Source organism: Streptomyces litmocidini (genome assembly GCF_014649755.1).
In the GTDB taxonomy this organism is placed as follows: Bacteria; Actinomycetota; Actinomycetes; order Streptomycetales; family Streptomycetaceae; genus Streptomyces; species Streptomyces litmocidini.
The window spans coordinates 132,039-150,914 of sequence record NZ_BMTQ01000009.1; the positions used below are offsets into that span (position 1 = coordinate 132,039).

General features: G+C 73.0%; 15 protein-coding genes. 5 read left to right on the forward strand and 10 right to left on the reverse strand.

Annotated elements, in window-relative coordinates:
* Positions 1 to 39: 39 nt before the first annotated feature.
* From meaB to IE180_RS20600, 4 genes are all read right to left on the reverse strand, one after another.
* Positions 40 to 1,023: a methylmalonyl Co-A mutase-associated GTPase MeaB gene (meaB, locus tag IE180_RS20585; protein WP_190158381.1), complete on the reverse strand. Its 984-nt coding sequence runs from the start codon at positions 1,021 to 1,023 to the stop codon at positions 40 to 42.
* Entirely contained in the window at positions 1,020 to 3,194 is a 2,175-nt protein-coding gene (scpA, locus tag IE180_RS20590; protein WP_190158382.1) for a methylmalonyl-CoA mutase, read from the reverse strand. Before scpA ends, meaB begins: the two co-directional genes overlap by 4 nt.
* The gene (locus tag IE180_RS20595; protein WP_190158383.1) at positions 3,194 to 5,005 is read right to left on the reverse strand and encodes a methylmalonyl-CoA mutase family protein; all 1,812 of its coding nucleotides are present in this window, start codon (positions 5,003 to 5,005) and stop codon (positions 3,194 to 3,196) included. Before IE180_RS20595 ends, scpA begins: the two co-directional genes overlap by 1 nt.
* Before the next feature lie 114 nt (positions 5,006 to 5,119).
* Positions 5,120 to 5,791, reverse strand: coding sequence for a class I SAM-dependent methyltransferase (locus IE180_RS20600; protein WP_190158384.1), 672 nt, complete (start codon positions 5,789 to 5,791; stop codon positions 5,120 to 5,122).
* Positions 5,792 to 6,090: 299 nt separating this feature from the next.
* Here IE180_RS20600 and IE180_RS20605 point away from each other — a divergent pair, with 299 nt between their 5' ends.
* Positions 6,091 to 8,373: an MMPL family transporter gene (locus IE180_RS20605; RefSeq protein ID WP_190158385.1), complete on the forward strand. Its 2,283-nt coding sequence runs from the start codon at positions 6,091 to 6,093 to the stop codon at positions 8,371 to 8,373.
* A gap of 43 nt (positions 8,374 to 8,416) precedes the next feature.
* Here IE180_RS20605 and IE180_RS20610 read toward each other — a convergent pair whose 3' ends face one another.
* A complete protein-coding gene (locus tag IE180_RS20610) occupies positions 8,417 to 9,346 on the reverse strand; it encodes an LLM class F420-dependent oxidoreductase (RefSeq protein ID WP_190158386.1) in 930 nt (309 codons plus the stop codon).
* Between the two features lie 99 nt (positions 9,347 to 9,445).
* On the opposite strand from IE180_RS20610, the gene IE180_RS20615 reads away from it, so the two are divergent.
* A complete protein-coding gene (locus IE180_RS20615) occupies positions 9,446 to 9,949 on the forward strand; it encodes an HD domain-containing protein (RefSeq protein ID WP_190158387.1) in 504 nt (167 codons plus the stop codon).
* Positions 9,950 to 9,968: 19 nt separating this feature from the next.
* Here IE180_RS20615 and IE180_RS20620 read toward each other — a convergent pair whose 3' ends face one another.
* Positions 9,969 to 10,889 (reverse strand): glycerophosphodiester phosphodiesterase, encoded by a 921-nt coding sequence (locus IE180_RS20620; RefSeq protein ID WP_190158388.1) that lies wholly within the window; start codon positions 10,887 to 10,889, stop codon positions 9,969 to 9,971.
* Between the two features lie 165 nt (positions 10,890 to 11,054).
* Between IE180_RS20620 and IE180_RS20625 the strand changes: the two genes are divergently transcribed.
* Positions 11,055 to 11,783: an IclR family transcriptional regulator gene (locus tag IE180_RS20625; protein ID WP_229860675.1), complete on the forward strand. Its 729-nt coding sequence runs from the start codon at positions 11,055 to 11,057 to the stop codon at positions 11,781 to 11,783.
* Between the two features lie 157 nt (positions 11,784 to 11,940).
* Positions 11,941 to 12,411, forward strand: a complete 471-nt coding sequence (locus IE180_RS20630; protein WP_229860676.1) for a hypothetical protein — start codon at positions 11,941 to 11,943, stop codon at positions 12,409 to 12,411.
* A gap of 79 nt (positions 12,412 to 12,490) precedes the next feature.
* On the opposite strand, the gene IE180_RS20635 is transcribed toward IE180_RS20630, so the two are convergent.
* The 4 genes from IE180_RS20635 to IE180_RS20650 form a co-directional block, all read right to left on the reverse strand.
* The gene (locus IE180_RS20635) at positions 12,491 to 13,933 is read right to left on the reverse strand and encodes a GH1 family beta-glucosidase (RefSeq protein ID WP_190158390.1); all 1,443 of its coding nucleotides are present in this window, start codon (positions 13,931 to 13,933) and stop codon (positions 12,491 to 12,493) included.
* 55 nt (positions 13,934 to 13,988) lie between these two features.
* Positions 13,989 to 14,870, reverse strand: a complete 882-nt coding sequence (locus tag IE180_RS20640; RefSeq protein WP_190158391.1) for a carbohydrate ABC transporter permease — start codon at positions 14,868 to 14,870, stop codon at positions 13,989 to 13,991.
* A 4-nt stretch (positions 14,871 to 14,874) separates the two neighbouring features.
* The gene (locus IE180_RS20645) at positions 14,875 to 15,882 is read right to left on the reverse strand and encodes a carbohydrate ABC transporter permease (protein ID WP_190158392.1); all 1,008 of its coding nucleotides are present in this window, start codon (positions 15,880 to 15,882) and stop codon (positions 14,875 to 14,877) included.
* 125 nt (positions 15,883 to 16,007) lie between these two features.
* A complete protein-coding gene (locus tag IE180_RS20650) occupies positions 16,008 to 17,354 on the reverse strand; it encodes an ABC transporter substrate-binding protein (protein WP_190158393.1) in 1,347 nt (448 codons plus the stop codon).
* A 363-nt stretch (positions 17,355 to 17,717) separates the two neighbouring features.
* Here IE180_RS20650 and IE180_RS20655 point away from each other — a divergent pair, with 363 nt between their 5' ends.
* Positions 17,718 to 18,752, forward strand: coding sequence for a LacI family DNA-binding transcriptional regulator (locus IE180_RS20655; protein ID WP_190158394.1), 1,035 nt, complete (start codon positions 17,718 to 17,720; stop codon positions 18,750 to 18,752).
* Positions 18,753 to 18,876: the final 124 nt, after the last annotated feature.

Sequence of the window (18,876 nt, forward strand, 5' to 3'; positions counted from 1 at the left end):
ACAGGCGTCCGTGACGGAGCCCCGGAAAGGGGCGGCGCCTCAGTCCCGGCGCTCCCCGAAGGCCCTCAGGATCTCCTCCGCGGCCAGGGTCGCCGTCAGCTCGCCGTCCCTGACCCGCCGCTCCAGCGCGGGCGCGGCCTCCCGGACCGCCGGGTCGGTGCGCAGCCGCCGCAGCAGCTCGTCGCGGACCATCGACCAGGCCCAGTCGACCTGCTGGTCCTGGCGCTTGGCCGTGAGGCGGCCCGTCGAGTCGAGGAGCAGACGGTGCTGCCGCAGCCGCTCCCAGACCTCGTCGAGGCCCGCCGACTCCCGCGCGCTGCAGCTGAGGACCGGCGGCGTCCAGACGGCGTCGGCGCCGTGCATCAGCCGCAGCGCGCCCGCCAGCTCACGCGCGGCGGCGCGGGCGTCGCGCTCGTGCGGGCCGTCCGCCTTGTTGACGGCGACCACGTCGGCCAGCTCCAGGACGCCCTTCTTGATGCCCTGGAGCTGATCGCCCGTACGGGCCAGGGTGAGCAGCAGGAACGAGTCGACCATGTTCGCCACGGCGGTCTCGGACTGGCCGACGCCCACCGTCTCCACGAGCACCACGTCGTACCCCGCGGCCTCCATCACGACCATCGACTCCCGGGTCGCCTTCGCGACGCCGCCGAGCGTGCCGGCGCTGGGGGAGGGGCGGACGAAGGCCGCCGGGTCGACGGCGAGCCGCTCCATCCGCGTCTTGTCGCCGAGGATGGAGCCGCCCGTACGGGTCGACGACGGGTCGACGGCCAGCACCGCCACCCGGTGACCGAGCCCGGTCAGCATCGTCCCGAACGCGTCGATGAAGGTCGACTTCCCGACCCCCGGCACCCCGCTGATCCCGATCCGCACGGCCTTGCCGCTGTGCGGCAGGAGCTCCGTGAGGAGCTCCTGCGCCAGCGCGCGGTGCTGGGGGCGGGTCGACTCGACGAGGGTGATCGCACGGGCGATCACCGCCCGCTTCCCGTCGAGCACGCCCTTCACGTACGTGTCGAGACCGATCACAGGTCGTGCCCGAGGTCGGCCGCCAGCCGGGTCACCAGGTCGTGGGCCGCGTCGGGGATCACCGTCCCCGGCGGGAACACGGCCGCCGCGCCCATCTCCAGGAGCGTCGCCACGTCCTGCGGGGGGATGACGCCGCCGACCACGATCATGATGTCCTCGCGTCCCTCCGCCGCCAGCTCCTCCCGCAGCGCCGGCACGAGGGTCAGGTGCCCCGCGGCCAGCGACGAGACCCCGACGATGTGCACGTCCGCCTCCACGGCCTGACGGGCCACCTCGGCCGGGGTCTGGAACAGCGGGCCGACGTCCACGTCGAAGCCCAGGTCGGCGAAGGCGGTGGAGATCACCTTCTGGCCGCGGTCGTGCCCGTCCTGGCCCATCTTGGCGACCAGGATGCGCGGCCGGCGCCCCTCGGCCTCGCCGAAGGCGTCGACCAGGGTCCGGGTGCGCTCCACGGAGGGGGACTCGCCTGTCTCGTTGCGGTACACACCGGAGATCGTACGGATCTGCGCCGCGTGCCGGCCGTACACCTTCTCCAGGGCCTCCGAGATCTCGCCGACGGTGGCCTTCGCGCGGGCCGCGCGCACCGCGAGCTCCAGGAGGTTGCCGTCGCCGCCCGCGGCCCGGGTGAGCGCGTCGAGCGCGTCCCGGCAGGCGGTCTCGTCGCGCTCCTCGCGCAGCCGCCGCAGCTTGGCGATCTGCTGGGCGCGGACGGAGGAGTTGTCGACCTTGAGGACGTCGATCTGCTCGTCGGACGCGACCCGGTACTTGTTGACGCCGATCACCGGCTGCCGACCGGAGTCGATGCGGGCCTGGGTGCGGGCCGCGGCCTCCTCCACGCGCAGCTTCGGGATGCCCGCGTCGATGGCCTTCGCCATGCCGCCGGCCTGCTCGACCTCCTGGATGTGCTGCCAGGCGCGGCGGGCCAGGTCGTACGTCAGCTTCTCGACGTACGCGCTGCCGCCCCACGGGTCGATCGTCCGGCAGGTGCCCGACTCCTGCTGGAGGAGCAGCTGAGTGTTCCGCGCGATGCGCGCCGAGAAGTCGGTGGGCAGCGCGAGCGCCTCGTCGAGGGCGTTGGTGTGCAGCGACTGGGTGTGGCCCTGGGTGGCCGCCATCGCCTCCACGCACGTCCGCGTGACGTTGTTGAACACGTCCTGCGCGGTCAGCGACCAGCCCGAGGTCTGCGAATGCGTCCGCAGCGACAGGGACTTGGCGTTCTGCGGGTCGAACTGCCTCACCAGCTTCGCCCAGAGCAGCCGCGCGGCGCGCAGCTTGGCGATCTCCATGAAGAAGTTCATGCCGATCGCCCAGAAGAACGACAGGCGCGGCGCGAACGCGTCCACGTCGAGCCCGGCCTCGCGCCCCGCCCGGATGTACTCCACGCCGTCCGCCAGCGTGTACGCCAGCTCCAGGTCGGCCGTCGCGCCCGCCTCCTGGATGTGGTACCCGGAGATGGAGATGGAGTTGTAGCGGGGCATCCGCTGCGAGGTGTACGCGAAGATGTCGGAGATGATCCGCATCGACGGCCCGGGCGGGTAGATGTACGTGTTGCGGACCATGAACTCCTTGAGGATGTCGTTCTGGATGGTCCCGGCCAGCTTCTCGGGCGGTACGCCCTGCTCCTCGGCGGCCACGATGTACAGCGCGAGGACCGGCAGCACCGCGCCGTTCATCGTCATCGACACGGACATCCTGTCCAGCGGGATGCCGTCGAACAGCTGTCGCATGTCGTAGATCGAGTCGATGGCCACGCCGGCCATGCCGACGTCACCGGTGACGCGCGGGTGGTCGCTGTCGTAACCGCGGTGGGTCGGCAGGTCGAAGGCGACCGACAGGCCCTTCTGCCCGGCCGCGAGGTTGCGCCGGTAGAAGGCGTTCGACTCCTCGGCCGTGGAGAAACCCGCGTACTGACGGATCGTCCAGGGCTGGTTGACGTACATCGTCGGGTACGGGCCGCGCAGGTACGGGGCCACGCCCGGGAGGGTGTCCAGGAAGTCGAGGCCCTCCAGGTCCTGCCCGGTGTAGAGCGGCTTGACGGCGATGCCCTCCGGGGTCTCCCACAGCAGGTCGTCACCGCCCGCCGCCTTCTTCACGGCCGAGCGCCACTCGTCGGGGCCACCGGCGGCGGCCTGTGCCCCGAGCTCGATCCCGGAGAAATCGGGGATGGACATCAGGACACTCCCATGCGGTCGAGGGCGGTGGAGAGCAGGGCGACGGCGTCACAGCCGGCGAAGACGTACGTGTCGACACCGGCGTACGACCCGGGGCGCCCCGCGAGGAGGACGTGCTCGGCCCCGGCGGCGCGCAGCTCCCCGGCGGCGGTCTCCGCCCGCTCCTCGTACAGCGCGTCGCTGGAGCACAGGCAGGCCTCGCGGGCGCCGCTCTCCTCGAACGTGCCCCCGGTGACGGCCTCGATGCCGCCCGCCTGGAAGAGGTTCGCGGCGAAGGCGAGCCGGGCCGAGTGCGCGGCCGCCGGGCCGAGCGCCGCCAGGTAGACGCGGGGCCGGGCACCGGTCGCCGCGAGGTGCGCGTCGGAACGGGCGCGCAGCGCCTCGTACGCCTCGTCGCGCCGCACGCGCGGGAGGCCGCCGGACGGCGGCTCGGGCGCGGGCGCGCGGTCCACGGGCTTCTCCGCGAGGTGCGGGAACTCGCTGACGCCGGTGATCGGTTCGCGGCGGGTGGCGAGCTTCCTGCTGCGCGCGGCCCAGGTCTCGGCGAGCCGCTCGCCGACCGTGCCGGAGCGCAGCGCGGCGGCCTGGCCGCCCTCCCGCTCGATGTCCTGGAAGAACTCCCAGGCGGCGTGCGCGAGTTCGTCGGTGAGCCGCTCCACGTACCAGGAACCGCCCGCCGGGTCGATCACCCGGGACAGGTGGGACTCCTCGATGAGGACGCTGGAGGTGTTGCGGGCGATCCGGCGGGAGAACGCGTCCGGCAGGCCCAGCGCGTCGTCGAAGGGGAGCACGGTGACGCTGTCGGCACCGCCCACGCCCGCCGCGAGCGTCGCGATGGTCGTGCGCAGCATGTTCACCCACGGGTCGCGGCGCGTCATCATCACCGGCGAGGTCACCGCGTGCTGGCGCTGCGCGCCCGCCTCCGGGGCGCCGCAGGCCTCGGCCACCCGGGCCCACAGGCGGCGCGCGGCCCGCAGCTTCGCGATCGTCAGGAACTGGTCGGCGGTGGCCGCGTAGCGGAACTCCAGCTGACCGCACGCCTCCGTGACGCTCAGCCCCGCCCCGGTCAGCCCGCGCAGGTACGCGACGCCGGTCGCGAGCGAGCAGCCCAGCTCCTGCGCGGCCGAACCGCCGGCCTCGTGGTACGGCAGGGCGTCCACGGTCAGGGCCCGCAGCCCCGGGTACCGGTCGGCGCAGCGGCGCGCGAGACCGGCCACGGACACGAGGTCGTACGCCGCGCGGCCGGTGCGGGCCTCGTGGCCCAGCGGGTCGGCGCCCAGGTTGCCCCGGGCCGCCTCCGGGGCGACGCCCCGCTCCTCGTACAGCCGCAGCAGCCGCTCGGCGGCCGTCTCCGTCTCGTCGCCCGCGTCGAGGACGACGGGCGCGAGGTCGAGGTAGACGCCCTCCAGGACGCCGTCGAGCGAGGAGACCGGGATGCCGGCGCCGCCGACACGGAGCCAGAGGGAGGTGACGCCGTTCTCCAGGTCGGCGAGAACGGCCTCGCCGTCGGCCGTCGCGTGGAGCTGGCGCACGTCCCAGCCGTCGGCCGTGTTGCCCTCGGCGCGCCCACCGCGCACGAAGGGCGCGAAGCCGGGCAGGCCGGGGTCGGGCGCGGAGTCGCGCGCGGTGTACAGCGGGCGGGTGCGGAGGCCGTCCTCCAGCAGAGTGGACAGGGCGTCCTCGGCGGTGTCGCCGGAGACCTCCTTGCCCGACTTGCGCAGGACGCCCGCCACGAGGTTTTGCCACTGCTCGTGTGGCGCGTCTGGGAATTCGGACGCCAGGGAGAGCCCGTCGTCAGGCAGGACCGTCATGGCTCGGATGCTAGGGGAGATCCACAAAGGAGCAGGAGGGCGTACGACTGTGACCTTCTTCTCTTCCGTGTCCCGAGACGGCCGTCCGAATGGCGGACGCCCTCGGCGACGGGCTCAGGAGCCCCCGCCGCCGACCCGGTCGGGGCGCCGCGCGAAGCAGAACAGGTGCTCCTCCGGGACCGCGCGCTCGTCGTCCGGCCGGAAGACCGACACCTCGTGCCGCAGGACGTCGAGACCGCAGTCCTCCCGCAGCGTCCGCACGTACTCCTCCACCGAGAAGCTGGAGACCCTGACCGGCCGGCCCATGAACTCGATCTCCACCCCGTCCACGTCCGCCGGCACCGTGGCGGTCACCAGATAGCCGCCGGGCGCCACCCAGCCCGCCATCCGCTCCAGGGCGGCGGACGCCTCCGCCCGGCTCATCATCAGCAGCGGGAAGAAGGCGCACACGGCGTCGAAACCCCCCGGCGGGGCGTCGTAGTCCCGCACGTCCACCTGCTCGAACGCGGCCCCCGGCACCTGCGCGCGGGCCAGCCCGACCATCTCCCCGGACACGTCGATGCCCGTCACCGCGCACCCGGCCCGCACCAGACGGTCGGCGACCGGCCGCCCCGTACCGCTGCCGACGTCGAGGACCCGGGCCCCCGCGCCCAGGCGCTCCGTGAGCCAGTCCACCGCCGCCGACTGCTCCGGCAGGTGCCCGAAGGCCCGCTCGTACGCGATGCCCAGATCGTCGAACAGCTCCGCCGCCGACAGCGGCTTCCGCCCGGTGCCCTCGTCCCGCATGCTGCTCCCCTTCCCCGCCGTCACGGGTCTCCCCGCCGTCACGGGCAGACCGCCCGTCCCGGGCGGCTTCCTACCCGCCCGCCACCCGCTTCCCACCTCCACCGGCCCGCCACCCGCTTCCCACCGGCCTGTCTCCGATTTCCCACCGGCCTCCCACCGGCCTCCCACCGGCCTCCCACCGGCCTCCCACCGGCCGAGATGCCGGAGCGCGGAGCCGGGCGAACAATGGACGGGGTAGGCCCGCACGACGCGGGTGCCGGAACCGCTCGGGGACTTCCCTATCCGGACACGGCCACGCCATGAACGCAGGAAGCCCGGCCCAGGGCCGGCCCGCATCCCCCGGAGGCGCTCTCTACCGACTCGGTCACTGGTGCGCCCGCCACTTCCTCGTCGTCATCGCCCTCTGGCTGGCGGCCGTCGCGGGGCTCCAGATCACCGACCGGGCCGTCGGAGGAATGTTCTCCGACGACTTCGCGCTCCCCGGAGTGCAGTCGGCCGAGGGCCTCGACGTCCTCAAGGCGCACGATCCCGCCGCCGGCGGATACAGCGCCCAGGTCGTCCTGAACGACCCCTCCAAGCCCCTCACGCAGGAGTCGTCCGCGGTCAACTCCGCCGTCGCCGCCCTGGAGAAGCTCCCCGACGTCATCGGCGCCCAGAACCCGCTGCCGCCGCCCGGGACCACCCCGCCCGCGCTCCCGGCCGGGACGCCCAACACCGGCCCGCTCTCCACGGACGGCAAGACCGCCTACATCACCGTCCGCTTCAGCGTGGCGCCCTCCACCCTCGGCACCGGCTACCTGGACGGCGTCGACGCCGCCGTCCAGCCCCTCCGGGACGCCGGCGTCACCGTCGAGTACGGCGGTTCGCTCGGCGAACTCGCCCGGCCGACGGCCGACGACCGCAGCAGCGAGGCCATCGGCTTCGCCGTCGCCGTCGTCGTCCTCCTCATCGGCTTCGGCAGCGTCATCGGCGCCGTCATGCCGCTGGTCACCGCACTCCTCGGAGCGGTCTGCGGACTCGCCCTGCTGGGCCTGATGGCGGCCGCCTTCACCTTCGGCACCGTCTCGCCCACCCTGGCCACCATGATCGGGCTCGGCGTCGGCATCGACTACGCGCTGTTCCTCATCACCCGCCACCGCCAGAACCTCATGAACGGCCACGATCCCGCCGACGCGGCCGCCCGCGCGACCACCACCAGCGGCCGCGCGGTGCTCGTCTCCGGCTGCACCGTCATCATCGCCCTCTCCGGACTGTGGGTTTCCGGCGTCACCTTCATCGGCAAACTCGGCCTGGCGGCCGCCTTCACGGTCGTCACCGCCGTCGTCGCCGCGCTCACCCTCGTCCCGGCCATGCTCGGACTCGTCGGCCACCGGATCGACCGCTACCACGTCCGCAAGCCCGTGGCGGAGACCGACGCCGAGCCCGGCGCACCCGCGCACGGCACCTGGCACCGGTACGCGCAACGCGTCGAGAAGCGCCCCTGGTGGTTCCTGACCGGCGGCGTCCTGGCCCTGCTCGTCCTGGCCTTCCCCCTGCTCTTCATCCAGCTCGGCCACATCGGCGACGGGGCCGACCCCGAGTCGTTCACCGACCGGCGGGCCTACGACCTGATCTCCACGGCCTTCGGCCCCGGCGCGAACGGGCCGCTCACCGTCGTCGTCGACCAGTCGGCCGTGCCCGCCGCCGACCGGGCCGCCCTCGGCACCAAACTCCAGCAGTCGCTGACGGGCGTCCCCGACGCCGCCTTCATCACCCCGCTGCAGACCACCTCCGACGGGGACGTCCTCGTCGGCACCGCCTACTCCACGGCCTCCCCGCAGGACGAGAAGACGACCCGACTGACCAACCACCTCGTCGACGACGTCCTCCCGCAGGCGGTGGCCGGCACCGACGCGCAGACCTACGTCACCGGGAACACGGCCGCCCAGGTCGACTTCCTCGACATCGTCTCCAGCCGCCTGCCGCTGATCATCGCCGTCGTGGTCGGGCTCGCCTTCCTCGTCATCCTCATCGTCTTCCGCGGACTCCTGGTCGCGGTCAAGGCGGCCGTGCTCAACGTGCTCTCCATCGCCGCCTCGTACGGCGTCGTCGTGGCCGTCTTCCAGTGGGGCTGGGGCGGCCCCGCGCTCGGCGTCAACGGCAAGGTGCCCATCGAGAGCTACGTGCCGATGATGATGTTCGCCATCGTCTTCGGACTCAGCATGGACTACGAGATCTTCCTGCTGTCCCGCGTCCGCGAGGCCTGGCTGCGCACCGGGGACTCGAAGGCCAGCGTGGCCCACGCCCTGGAGATCACCGCCCGGGTCATCACCTGCGCCGCGCTGATCATGGTCAGCGTCTTCGCCGCCTTCATCGTCTCGGACAACATCGTCGTCAAGATGCTCGGCCTCGGCCTCGCCGCCAGCGTCCTCATCGACGCCACCGTGGTGCGCCTGCTGCTCGTGCCCGCCGTGATGACCCTGCTCGGCCGCCACGCCTGGTGGACCCCCGCCTGGCTGGACCGGATCCTGCCCCACCTGGACACCGAGGGCGAGGAACCGGCCGGGGCCGAGACGGTGGTCCAGGGCGCGGGGAGGAGCTGAGCGGCCGGGCCGGGGCCGCCCCCCCGGGCCGGCCGGACACCCGCTAGCCGCGCGACAGCTCGCCGAGGAGCTTCCAGGTGCGGCGGCGGTCGTCCTCGCCGCCCAGGTCCGTGGCGGTGAAGACCACCTCCGTCGCCCCCGCCTCGCGGTAGCGCCGCACCTCGGCGGCGACCGTCTCCTCGTCCCCGACCACGGCCAGTCCGGCCGCCCCGTCGGCTCCGGAGAGCTCGATCGCGCGCCGGTAGGAGGGGATCCGCTCGTAGAGCGCGAGCGCCTCCGCCGCCTTCTTCCGCACGCCCTCGGCGTCCGCCGTCACCACCCCCGGCACGAGGGCCACGATCCGGGGCGCCGGCCGGCCCGCCGCCTCGGCGGCGGCGGTCACGGCCGGGACGATGTGCTCGGCCAGCGCGCGCGGACCCGCGAGGAACGGCAGGACGCCGTCGGCGAGTTCACCGCTGACCCGCAGGGCCTGCGGGCCCATCGCGGCGACGAGCACCGGCACCGGCGGCCGGTCCGCCCCCGGCACCGCCGCCGAGTACGGCGTCGTCGCGGTCAGCAGCTCCCCGTGGAAATCGGCCTCGCCCGTCTCCAGGAGCGGCCGCAGGGCGGTGAGGAACTCCCTGAGCAGGCCGATCGGCCGCTGGTACGGGAGGCCGAACGCCGTCTCGGTCAGGTGCCGGGTGCCGAGGGCGAGCCCGAGGTGGTAGCGGCCGCCGGTGGCGGCCTGCGCGGTCTGCGCCTGGCTGGAGACGAGCAGCGGATGGCGGCCGAAGACCGGGATCGCGGACGTCCCCACGTGCAGCCCGGGCACCTCGCGCCCGACGATCGCGGCGAGCGAGGGGGAGTCGTACGCGAAGGACTGGCCGAACCACGCCGAGTGCAGGCCGGCGGCGTACGCCTCCCGCGCGAGCCGCACCGTGTCGTCGATCGGAAGCTGTTGGGAGGTCGAACCGAGCGTCACTCCAAGAGTCATGCATCCGGCAACCGGGCGATGCGGGGCGGGCATTCCCGGTTCCGTGTGAACAGCGCGTGACGGCCGCGCCCACCGCACGGCCCGGCGATGATGGGGGACATGAAGACCCTCGCCGAAGTGGACGAACTGGCCGACCGGGCGCACGCCGGGCAGGTCGACAAGGCGGGCGTGCCCTACGTGGCCCACGTCCGGGCCGTCGCCGCGGGCCTGGAGCCGCTCGGCCCGGACCTGGCCATGGCCGGGCTGCTGCACGACGTCATCGAGGACACCGGGTGGACGGCGGAGCGGCTGCGCGCCGCCGGGATCCCCGCCCGGGTCGTCGCCCTCGTCGAAGCCGTCACCAACGACCCGGACACGGCCTACGAGGAGAAGCTCCGCCGGATCGCGGAGGACCCCGACGCCACCCTCGTGAAGATCGCCGACAACGCGCACAACAGCCGCGCGGACCGGGCCGCCGCCCTGCCGCCCGCCCAGCGGGAACGGCTGGCCGCCAAGTACCGCGCGGCCCGGGCCGTCCTGTGGCCGGCGGCCGATCCCGGCGACATCGCGACGATCCTCCGGGTGGTCAACCCCGGCCTCCTGCCGGAACTGACCCCCCGTTGACGGACCGTCCGGGCACCGCTCAGCTCGTCCGGCCGGACGACCATCCGCCCAGCTCGGTGGGGCGGTTCGTGATGACGCCGTCCACGCCGAGCGCGTCCAGGGCCTTCCAGCGCGCCGGGGTGTCGACCGTCCACACGTTCACGGCCACGCCGGCCGCGTGCAGGTCGCCGACCAGCTGCGGACGGGTGGCGAGCGCGGCGTACGAGACGTTGTACGCGGAGAGGTCCAGCTCCCGGGCGAGCGCGACGGGGTCGGCGTCCAGGGTGTCGCGCAGCAGACCGAGCGGCAGTTCGGGCGCCAGCTCGTGGGCGTACCGCAGGGACGGGACGTCGAAGCTCTGCACGAAGACCCGGTCCGTCATGTCCTGCTCCCGGACCTCCCGGACGATCCGGTCCACCTCGGCGCGACTGTGCCGGCCCTTGATCTCCAGGAGCAGCTTCCCGCCGCGTTCCCTGAGGTCCGTGAGCTGGGCGGCCAGGGTCGGGACCCGGGTGCCGGCGTAGGCGGGCGCGAACCAGGAGCCGGCGTCCAGGGCGTCGAGCTGTCCGGAGGTCAGCGAACGGATCGGTCCCGTGCCGTCCGTGGTCCGGTCGACGGTGGCGTCGTGCAGGACGTACGGCACGCCGTCCTTGCTGGGCTGGACGTCGTTCTCGATCCAGACGGCCCCGCCCCGCCGGGCCACCTCGTCGGAGACCAGGGTGTTCTCGGGCGCCGCGGACGGGGCGCCCCGGTGGGCGATCACCGTCAGCGGCGCCCCGGCCGCGCGCATCCAGGGGCTCGCCGCCACCGTGGCCCTCGCCACCGGGCGGGGCGCGGACTCCGAGGGCGGTGCGGCGACGACGAACGCGGTCGCGAGCCCCGCGACCGCGGCGGTCCCGGCGGCCAGTCCGACGGTCCTGCGACGACGGGACCGGGCGGCGGGCGGTTGGGCTTCTCTCATGGCCGACCACCCTAAGGGGTTCCCGGCCGGGAGGGCCGGGCACGAGGCGACACGACCGGACGGGCAAGCCCTTCGTCGTAATGGTCCGGTCTGCGGCATCGTGTACCCGTGCCCGCAGCCGTGCCATCGGGGGACACGGCCGGGCGTAGCGAGTCAGGGGGACTCATGGACACCGGAACGGCACGGAGAACGGCCGGCCTCGCGAAGACGGCCGCGCCGGGACGCCAGGAGCGCGGCCGGGGAGTGCTGGAAGGGGCGTTCGCGCTGCTCGACGCCCTGCGCCGGAACGGCGACGAGGCGGGCGTGACCGAACTCGCGCTCGCCTGCGGGGTGCCCAAGGGCAGCGTCCACCGGCTGCTCGACCAGCTGGTCGGAGTCGGCGCCGTCGAGCGGAGGGGCAACCGCTACCGGGTCGGCCCGCAGCTCTACCGCCTCGGCCAGGCCTGGGAACCACACCCCGGTCTGCGTCCGGCCGCCCGCCTGCCGCTCCAGCGCCTCCGGGCCGCCACCGGCGCCAGCGTCGTCCTCGCCGTGCTGCGCGAGGACATGGCGATCACCGTGAGCTCGGTCCCCGGTGACCTGGAGCCGCTCCTCGCCGTACGCGACGGCATCGCGTTCCGCCTCGACACCGCCGCGGGGAAGGCACTGCGCGGACCCCTCCGCGGCGGAGCGGTCCTCGACCGGGAGGACGTGATGGAGGGGGTGTGCTGCGCCGCGCTGCCCGTCCGCGCCCCGGACGGCCGCACGGTCGCGGCGCTCGCCGGCATGGTCCCCGCGGGCCGCGGACTCGACGCGCTGGCCCGGGCCGTCGCCGAGGCGGGAGCCGCGGTCACCCGCGCGCTCGCCCGGGGAAGCCGGCGGACACCGGTCCCGACGGCCGCCCTCGTCCCGTAGTCTCCCGCGCGTTCCACCCAGCGGAACGCGCGTAGAGGCGGGGCGGGGCCGCCGGGCACAGTGAGTGTCGTGCCGAGGGGAAACGGCACACCGGGCCGCCGGGGAAGGCGGCCCGGGCACCACGTCACACGAGTGACCCGATGTGTGGGGGGACCACATGCGCAAGAACCGAGTCGTCCGAGCCGCCGCCACCGCCCTGCTCGGACTCGGCAGCCTGGGAGCCTTCGCCGGCACCGCGCACGCCGAGCCGATCGACTACGTGAAGATCGAGCTGTTCGAGCTGCACTGCCAGCAGAACAGCGAGGGCGACCACGACGAGGCCTACCTCAAGATCACCGACGCCAACGGCAACGCCGTCAAGGTCTGGCCCGGCAACGGCATCAAGTACCAGACCATGGGCACCGGTTACGTCCGCTCCATGGAGGACGGCAACGGCAACGCCGCGCTCATCCTCGGCAAGGAGCAGGCCCGCACCCTGACCCTGTGGGACTACGACTCCACCAGCAGCGACGACAAGCTCGGCGCCACGCTCGTCACCGGCAGCGAGGTCGGCGCCGAGACCCAGTGGCGCACCGTCGAGGGCTCCGGCGGCGTCTACGTCATCGGCTACCGCGTCGTCGACATCTGAGCCGACGCCGACGACGGGGGACCGACCTCGTGGGGGAGGGTCGTGCCGGGCGCCCGGCACGACCCTCCCCCGTCCCGCGTCAGTGCCCGTCGGGCGCGTGCAGCTCACCCGAGCGCGCCACCCGCGCGTACCAGCGGGCGCTGGACTTCGGGGTGCGCTCCAGGGTGTCGTAGTCCACCCGGACCGCGCCGAACCGCTTCGCGTAGCCGTACGCCCACTCGAAGTTGTCCAGCAGCGACCAGAGGAAGTAGCCGCGCACGTCCACCCCGTCCGCCATCGCCCGGTGCACCGCCTCCAGGTGCGCGTGCACATAGGCGGCGCGCTCCGGATCGTGCACCGAACCGTCCGGACCGACCACGTCCTCGTACGCCGCCCCGTTCTCGCTGATCACCAGCGGAAGATCGGGGTACGCGGCGGAGACCCGGGTCAGCAGGTCGTACAGCGCGCTCGGGTCGACCGCCCAGCCCATCGCCGTCGGCTCGCCCGGCGCCCGGTGGAAGGCGACCGAGTCCGCGCCCGGCCACGGCGAGTGCTCGCTGTTGCCGTGACCGTCGTCCTGCGGCTTCTCCCCGCCCTCCGGCACCGTCGAGACCACCGTCGGCGTGTAGTAGTTGATGGCGAGCAGGTCCAGCGGCTGGTGCGCCACCGCGGTGTCGCCGTCCCGGACGAAGGACCAGTCGGTGAGGTGCGCCGTGTCGGCGAACAGGTCCTCCGGGTAGGCGCCCTCCAGCATCGGACCCAGCCAGATCCGGTTGCCGACGGCGTCGATGCGGCGGGCCGCGTCCAGGTCCTCCGCCGAACCGGTCAGTGGACGGACCTCGTGCAGGTTGAGCGAGACCGCGATCTGCCGGTCCGCCGGCAGCGCGGCACGCAGCGCCTGGACCGCGAGGCCGTGCCCGAGGTTGAGGTGGTGGGCGGCGCGCAGCGCGGCCACCGGATCGGTCCGGCCCGGCGCGTGCACCCCGGAGCCGTACCCCAGGAAGGCGCTGCACCAGGGCTCGTTGAGCGTGGTCCACCGCTTCACCCGGTCGCCGACGGCCGCGGCGACGATCCCCGCGTACTCGGCGAACCGCTCGGCGGTCGCCCGCTCCGGCCAGCCGCCCGCGTCCTCCAGCTCCTGGGGCAGGTCCCAGTGGTAGAGCGTCAGCGCCGGCTCGATCCCGGCCGCGAGCAGCTCGTCGACGAGCGCCCGGTAGAAGTCCAGGCCCTTCTGGATCGCCGGGCCCCGGCCGGTGGGCTGGACGCGGGACCAGGAGACGGAGAACCGGTAGGCGTTCAGGCCGAGTTCGGACATGATCCCGACGTCCTCGCGGAACCGGTGGTAGTGGTCGACGGCCACGTCACCGGTGTGGCCCTCGAAGACCTTGCCGGGGGTGTGCGAGTAGGTGTCCCAGATGGAGGGGGTACGGCCGTCCTCCGCCGCGGCTCCCTCGATCTGGTACGCGGCGGTGGCCGCGCCCCACAGGAAGTCGGCGGGGAACGAGCGGACGGCGGTGAGCGGCCGGGTTTCGGGCGCGGTCATAGGAGAGGTCTCCCAACACGGTGACGGATACGTGAGGTTCGAACGGGGCGGCCGGTCAGCTCTTGACGGCGCCGGCCGTGATGCCGCCGACGATGTGCTTGCCGAGGAAGGCGAAGACCAGCAGCAGCGGTATGGTGGAGATCAGGGCACCGGTCAGCACCACGGCGTGGTCGACCGTGTGGTTGCCCGCGCCGAGGCCGGCGAGCGCCACCTGGAGCGTGGGGCTGCCGTCCGGGGTGAGCGCGATGAACGGCCAGAAGAAGTCGTTCCACGCCTGGACGAAGACCAGCATGCCGAGCACGGCCATGGCGGGCCTGGCCACGGGGAAGACCACGTGCCAGATGATCCGGAGGCTGTGCGCCCCGTCCATCCGGGCCGCCTCCACCAGCTCCGTCGGCAGCGCCTCCAGCAGGAACTGGCGCATGAAGAACACGCCGAAGGCAGCGACCAGCGAGGGCAGGACGACCGACTGGAGCTGGTCGAACCAGCCGAGGTCCGTGATGATCTGGTACAGCGGGATGACGCTGAGCTGCGGCGGGATCGTCATCGTGGCGACCACGAGCGAGAGCAGCAACCCCCTGCCCCGGAAGGGGAGTTTGGCGAAGGCGAAGCCGGCGAGCGTGGAGAACAGCACGGTGGACAGCGCCACCAGGCTCGCCACGATCGTGGTGTTGACCAGGGCCTCGCCCATGTCGACCTGGTTCCAGGCGAAGCTCAGGTTGTCCAGGAGCCGCTTGCCGGGCAGCAGCGGCGCCGGGGCGGCCACGACCCGCTCGCCGGTGTGGGAGGCGGCGACCACGTTCCAGTACAGCGGGAAGAGCGAGACGAACGCGGCGACGACGAGCAGGACGTACGTCACCGGTCCCGCGTGGTGCTGACGGCCGGCCGACTGGCGGAAGCGGCGTGCGGGAGCGGGCGTTTCGAGTGTGCGTGCCATGAGGTCATCTCCCCGGCTTCGTGCGGTCGCGGCGGGAGACCAGCGCCTGGACGCCGCCGATCAGGAGGAGGAGCAGGAGCATGACCCAGGCGATCGCGGAGGCCTGCCCGAGGGCGCCGGTCACCCAGCCCTTCTCGTACATCAGCAGGCTGAGCGTCTGGAACTGGTTGCCGCTGCCGCCGCTGATGCCGACGCTGCCGCCGAAGAGCATCGGCTCGCCGAACAGCTGGGTCGCGCCGATGGTGGAGACGATGATCGTGAACAGGATCGTCGGCCGGATCGACGGGATGGTGACGCTGAGGAACTGCCGCCAGCGCGAGGCCCCGTCGAGCGAGGCCGCCTCGTAGAGGTCCTGCGGCACGGCCTGCATCGCGGCCAGGTAGATCAGCGCGTTGTAGCCGGTCCAGCGCCAGGTGACGATCGCCGAGATCGCGATCTGCGCCGGCCACTTGGACGACTCCCAGTCCACCGGGCCGACGCCGATCCAGCCGAGGAGGCCGTTGATCATGCCGTAGTCGGTGTTGAACAGCTGGGCGAAGACCAGGGTCGCCGCCGCGATCGAAGTGGCGTACGGGGCGAGGATCGCGACCCGGAAGAAGCCGCGGCCGCGCAGCCTGTAGTTGAGCAGGTGCGCCAGACCGAGGGCCATGAGCAGCTGGGGAACGGTCGAGATGACCCCGATGGTGAAGGTGTTGAGGAGCGCGTTCCAGAAGAACTCGCTGGTCGCGAGGTCGGTGTAGTTCTCCAGGCCCTTCCACGTCGGGTCGCCGCCGAGCTCGACCCGGTTCAGCGAGAGCCAGCCGGTGTAGAGCAGCGGGAAGAGCCCGAAGGCCGCGAAGGTGAGGAAGAAGGGGGCGATGAAGACGTACGGGATCGCCTTGATGTCCCAGCGGTAGAGCCTGCCGCGCAGGCCGGCCGGGACCGCGCGGCGGCCGCGGGGCCGGCCGGGGGAGGAGGGCGGTGCGGCGGGCGGCGGGGAGCCGGCCCGCTTCGCCCGAACGGAGGTGGCCACGGGGGCGTCCTTCCAGGTCGATGCGTGCGGTGGTGCGGACGGTGCCGGTCCGCCGCCCGCGGGCGGCGGACCGGCAGGCGCCCCCGTTAGGCGTCGCGGCCCAGGCGGGACCTTCCGGACACGGCCTAGTGGTCGATCTTGTCGTCGACCAGCTTCTTGACGTTCTCCCAGGCCTTGGCCGGGTCGGTGCCGCGCTGCTCGATGTCGAGGATGCCGTTGTCGGTGAGGAAGGTCTTCACCTGGCCGTCGTAACGGCTGATGGTGGCGGGCGTGATGCCGTTCGCGGCGCCGGCGAAGATCTTGCCGACCGGTGTGTCGCCGAAGTACGGCAGCTTCGCCTCCTGGACCGCCGAGGAGAGGAGCGTGTCCTTGGACGAGGGGATGTTGCCGTTGACCGCGAACACCTTGGCGTGCTGCTCCGGGGCGGTCAGCCAGGCGGCCAGTTCGGCGGCCTCCTTGGTGTGCTTGCCGGCCTTGGGCACGGCGAGGAAGGAGCCGCCCCAGTTGCCGGCGACCGGCGGCGCGGCGATGTCCCACTTGCCCTGGTTGGCGGGGCCGGCCTGGTCCTTGATGATGCCGGTCATCCAGCTCGGGCAGGCGACCGTGGCGAACTTCGAGTTCTTGAAGGCCGCGTTCCACGTGCCCTTCTCGTCGAACTGGCGCAGCTTGGCGGTGAGTCCGCCCTGGGCCGCCTTCACGGCGGTCTCCCAGGCCTTCTTCACGCCGGGGCTGTTCTCCCAGTCGAGCTCGCCGCTCGCGTTGGCGTACTGCACCGGGTCGCTGGAGACGACGGCGTTGAACAGTCCGCTCGCGGAGTCGTGGAAGGCGGTGCCGGCGGGCGCGGCCGCCTTGTACTTCTCACCGGTCGCGATGAACTTGGACCAGTCGCCGGCCCACAGCTTGCCGACCTCCTCGCGGGCGGTGGGCAGCTTGGCCTTGGCGAAGAGGTCCTTGTTGTAGCAGATGGCCATGGGGCCGATGTCGGTGCCGAGGCCGATGACCTTGCCGTCGGCCGTCGTCGCCTGCTTGACCTTCCAGTCGAGGAAGGCGCCGAGGTCCGCGCCGCCCTCCTTGCCCAGGTCGACCCACTTGTTCGCCATGGCGGGGCCGGTCGCCTCGGCGATGTAGCCCACCTCGACGGCCTGGATGTCGGCGACGCCGCTGTTCTGGCCGAGGCGCAGCTTCAGCGTGTCCCAGTACTTCTGGCCGTCGGAGACGTTCGACTCCTCGATCCTGATGTTCGGGTGGAGCCGCTCGTACTCGGCGTAGAGCTTGGCGCCGGTCTTGTTGTCGTAGCCGAAGGAACCGAAGGTCCCGATCCGCAGCGTGATCTTCCCGGCGCCCTGGCCGTCCTTGCCGGCGCCGTCGTCCTCGTCGCCGCCGCAACCGGTGAGCAGGGTCGTGCCGGTCACGACGACGGCGACCGCCGCGATCGCCGCACGGCGTCCGCGTCTGCTGCTGGAAGTGCGCATTCCACTCTCCTCGTCCAAGGTGGTGCTCTTCGTGCGCCCAGAGGCCCGGCCGGCTGATCGCGGCTCGGCGGCGCCCGCCAGGACCTGATGCAAGGTGGTGTCGCTTCCTGATGGGAGCGCTCCCACGTCGTTGCCGGAAGGTTGCTGCCTGGCGGGTGCGAGTGTCAAGACATGAACGCGGATTCGTTACCGGAAGGTTTTCCGGGGGTTTCGCGGCCCCCTGCGAGGCGGGGAGCCGTCATCTCCTGAACGCGGGCGCGTGACGCGACGGGTGGTGGTGGACTACTGTGGGAGCGCTCCCATACCTGGGCGTCATCCGGGCGGGTGAGCGGCGCGTTGTCCTACGAGGGGAGTTCGGGAGTCGTGAACGGACGGCAGAGCGGCAGACCCACCCTGGAGCAGGTCGCGGCCAGGGCCGGGGTCGGCCGGGGCACGGTCTCCCGGGTCATCAACGGCTCCCCCCGGGTGAGCGAGCAGACCAGGACGGCCGTCGCCCGGGCCGTCGCCGAACTCGGCTACGTCCCCAACCAGGCGGCCCGCGCCCTGGCGGGCAGTCGCACCGACGCCGTCGCCCTGGTGATCCCCGAGACCGAGGCGCGGCTCTTCGCCGAGCCGTACTTCCTCGACATCATCCGCGGGGTCAGTGCCGAACTCGCCGCCGCGGACAAGCAGTTGCTGCTGACCCTCATCCGCAGCGAGCAGGAGCGGCAGCGCTTCGAGCAGTACCTCGCCGCCCAGCGCGTCGACGGGGTGCTGCTCGCCTCGGTCCACGGCGACGACCCGCTGCCCGACCGCGTCAGGGAACTGGGCCTCCCGGTCGTGCTGAACGGCCGCCGGGTGGAGGCCGAGCGCGTGCCGTACGTCGACTCCGACAACATCGGCGCCGGACGGGCGGCCGTCGCCCACCTGGTGGGGCGCGGCCGGAGCCGCATCGCGACCGTCACCGGCCCCCTCGACATGTACGTGGCGCGGGCCCGGCTCGGCGGCTACCGGGCGGGGCTCACGGAGGCCGGACTCCCGCCCGACGAGGGCCTCGTCTCGGCCGGTGACTTCACCGAGGAGGGCGGCCGGCGGGCCATGCGGCGGCTCCTGGACCGCCGGCCCGACCTGGACGCCGTCTTCGCCGCCTCCGACGTGATGGCGGCCGGCGCGCGGAGCGTCCTGCGCGAGGCGGGCCGCCGGGTCCCGGAGGACGTGGCCCTCGTCGGGGTCGACGACTCGACGGTCGCCCGGCTCATGGACCCGCCGTTGACGAGCGTGCGCCAGCCCATCGAGGAGATGGGCCGCACCATGGCGCGGATGCTGATCCAGGAGATCCACGAGAGCACGGAGACCGCGCCGGAGGAGCCGCGCCGGCACGTTCTGCCCACGGAGCTGGTGGTGCGCGACTCCTCTTGAGGCGGCCGCTCCCGACACCGTCGTCCCGAGGTGACTCCTTCCGGTTCCGGCACGGCCCTTTCCGACGCGGCCGTCCCGACGCGGCTCCCCCGGGAACGGGCGGACGGACGCGGCCCCCGGTCCG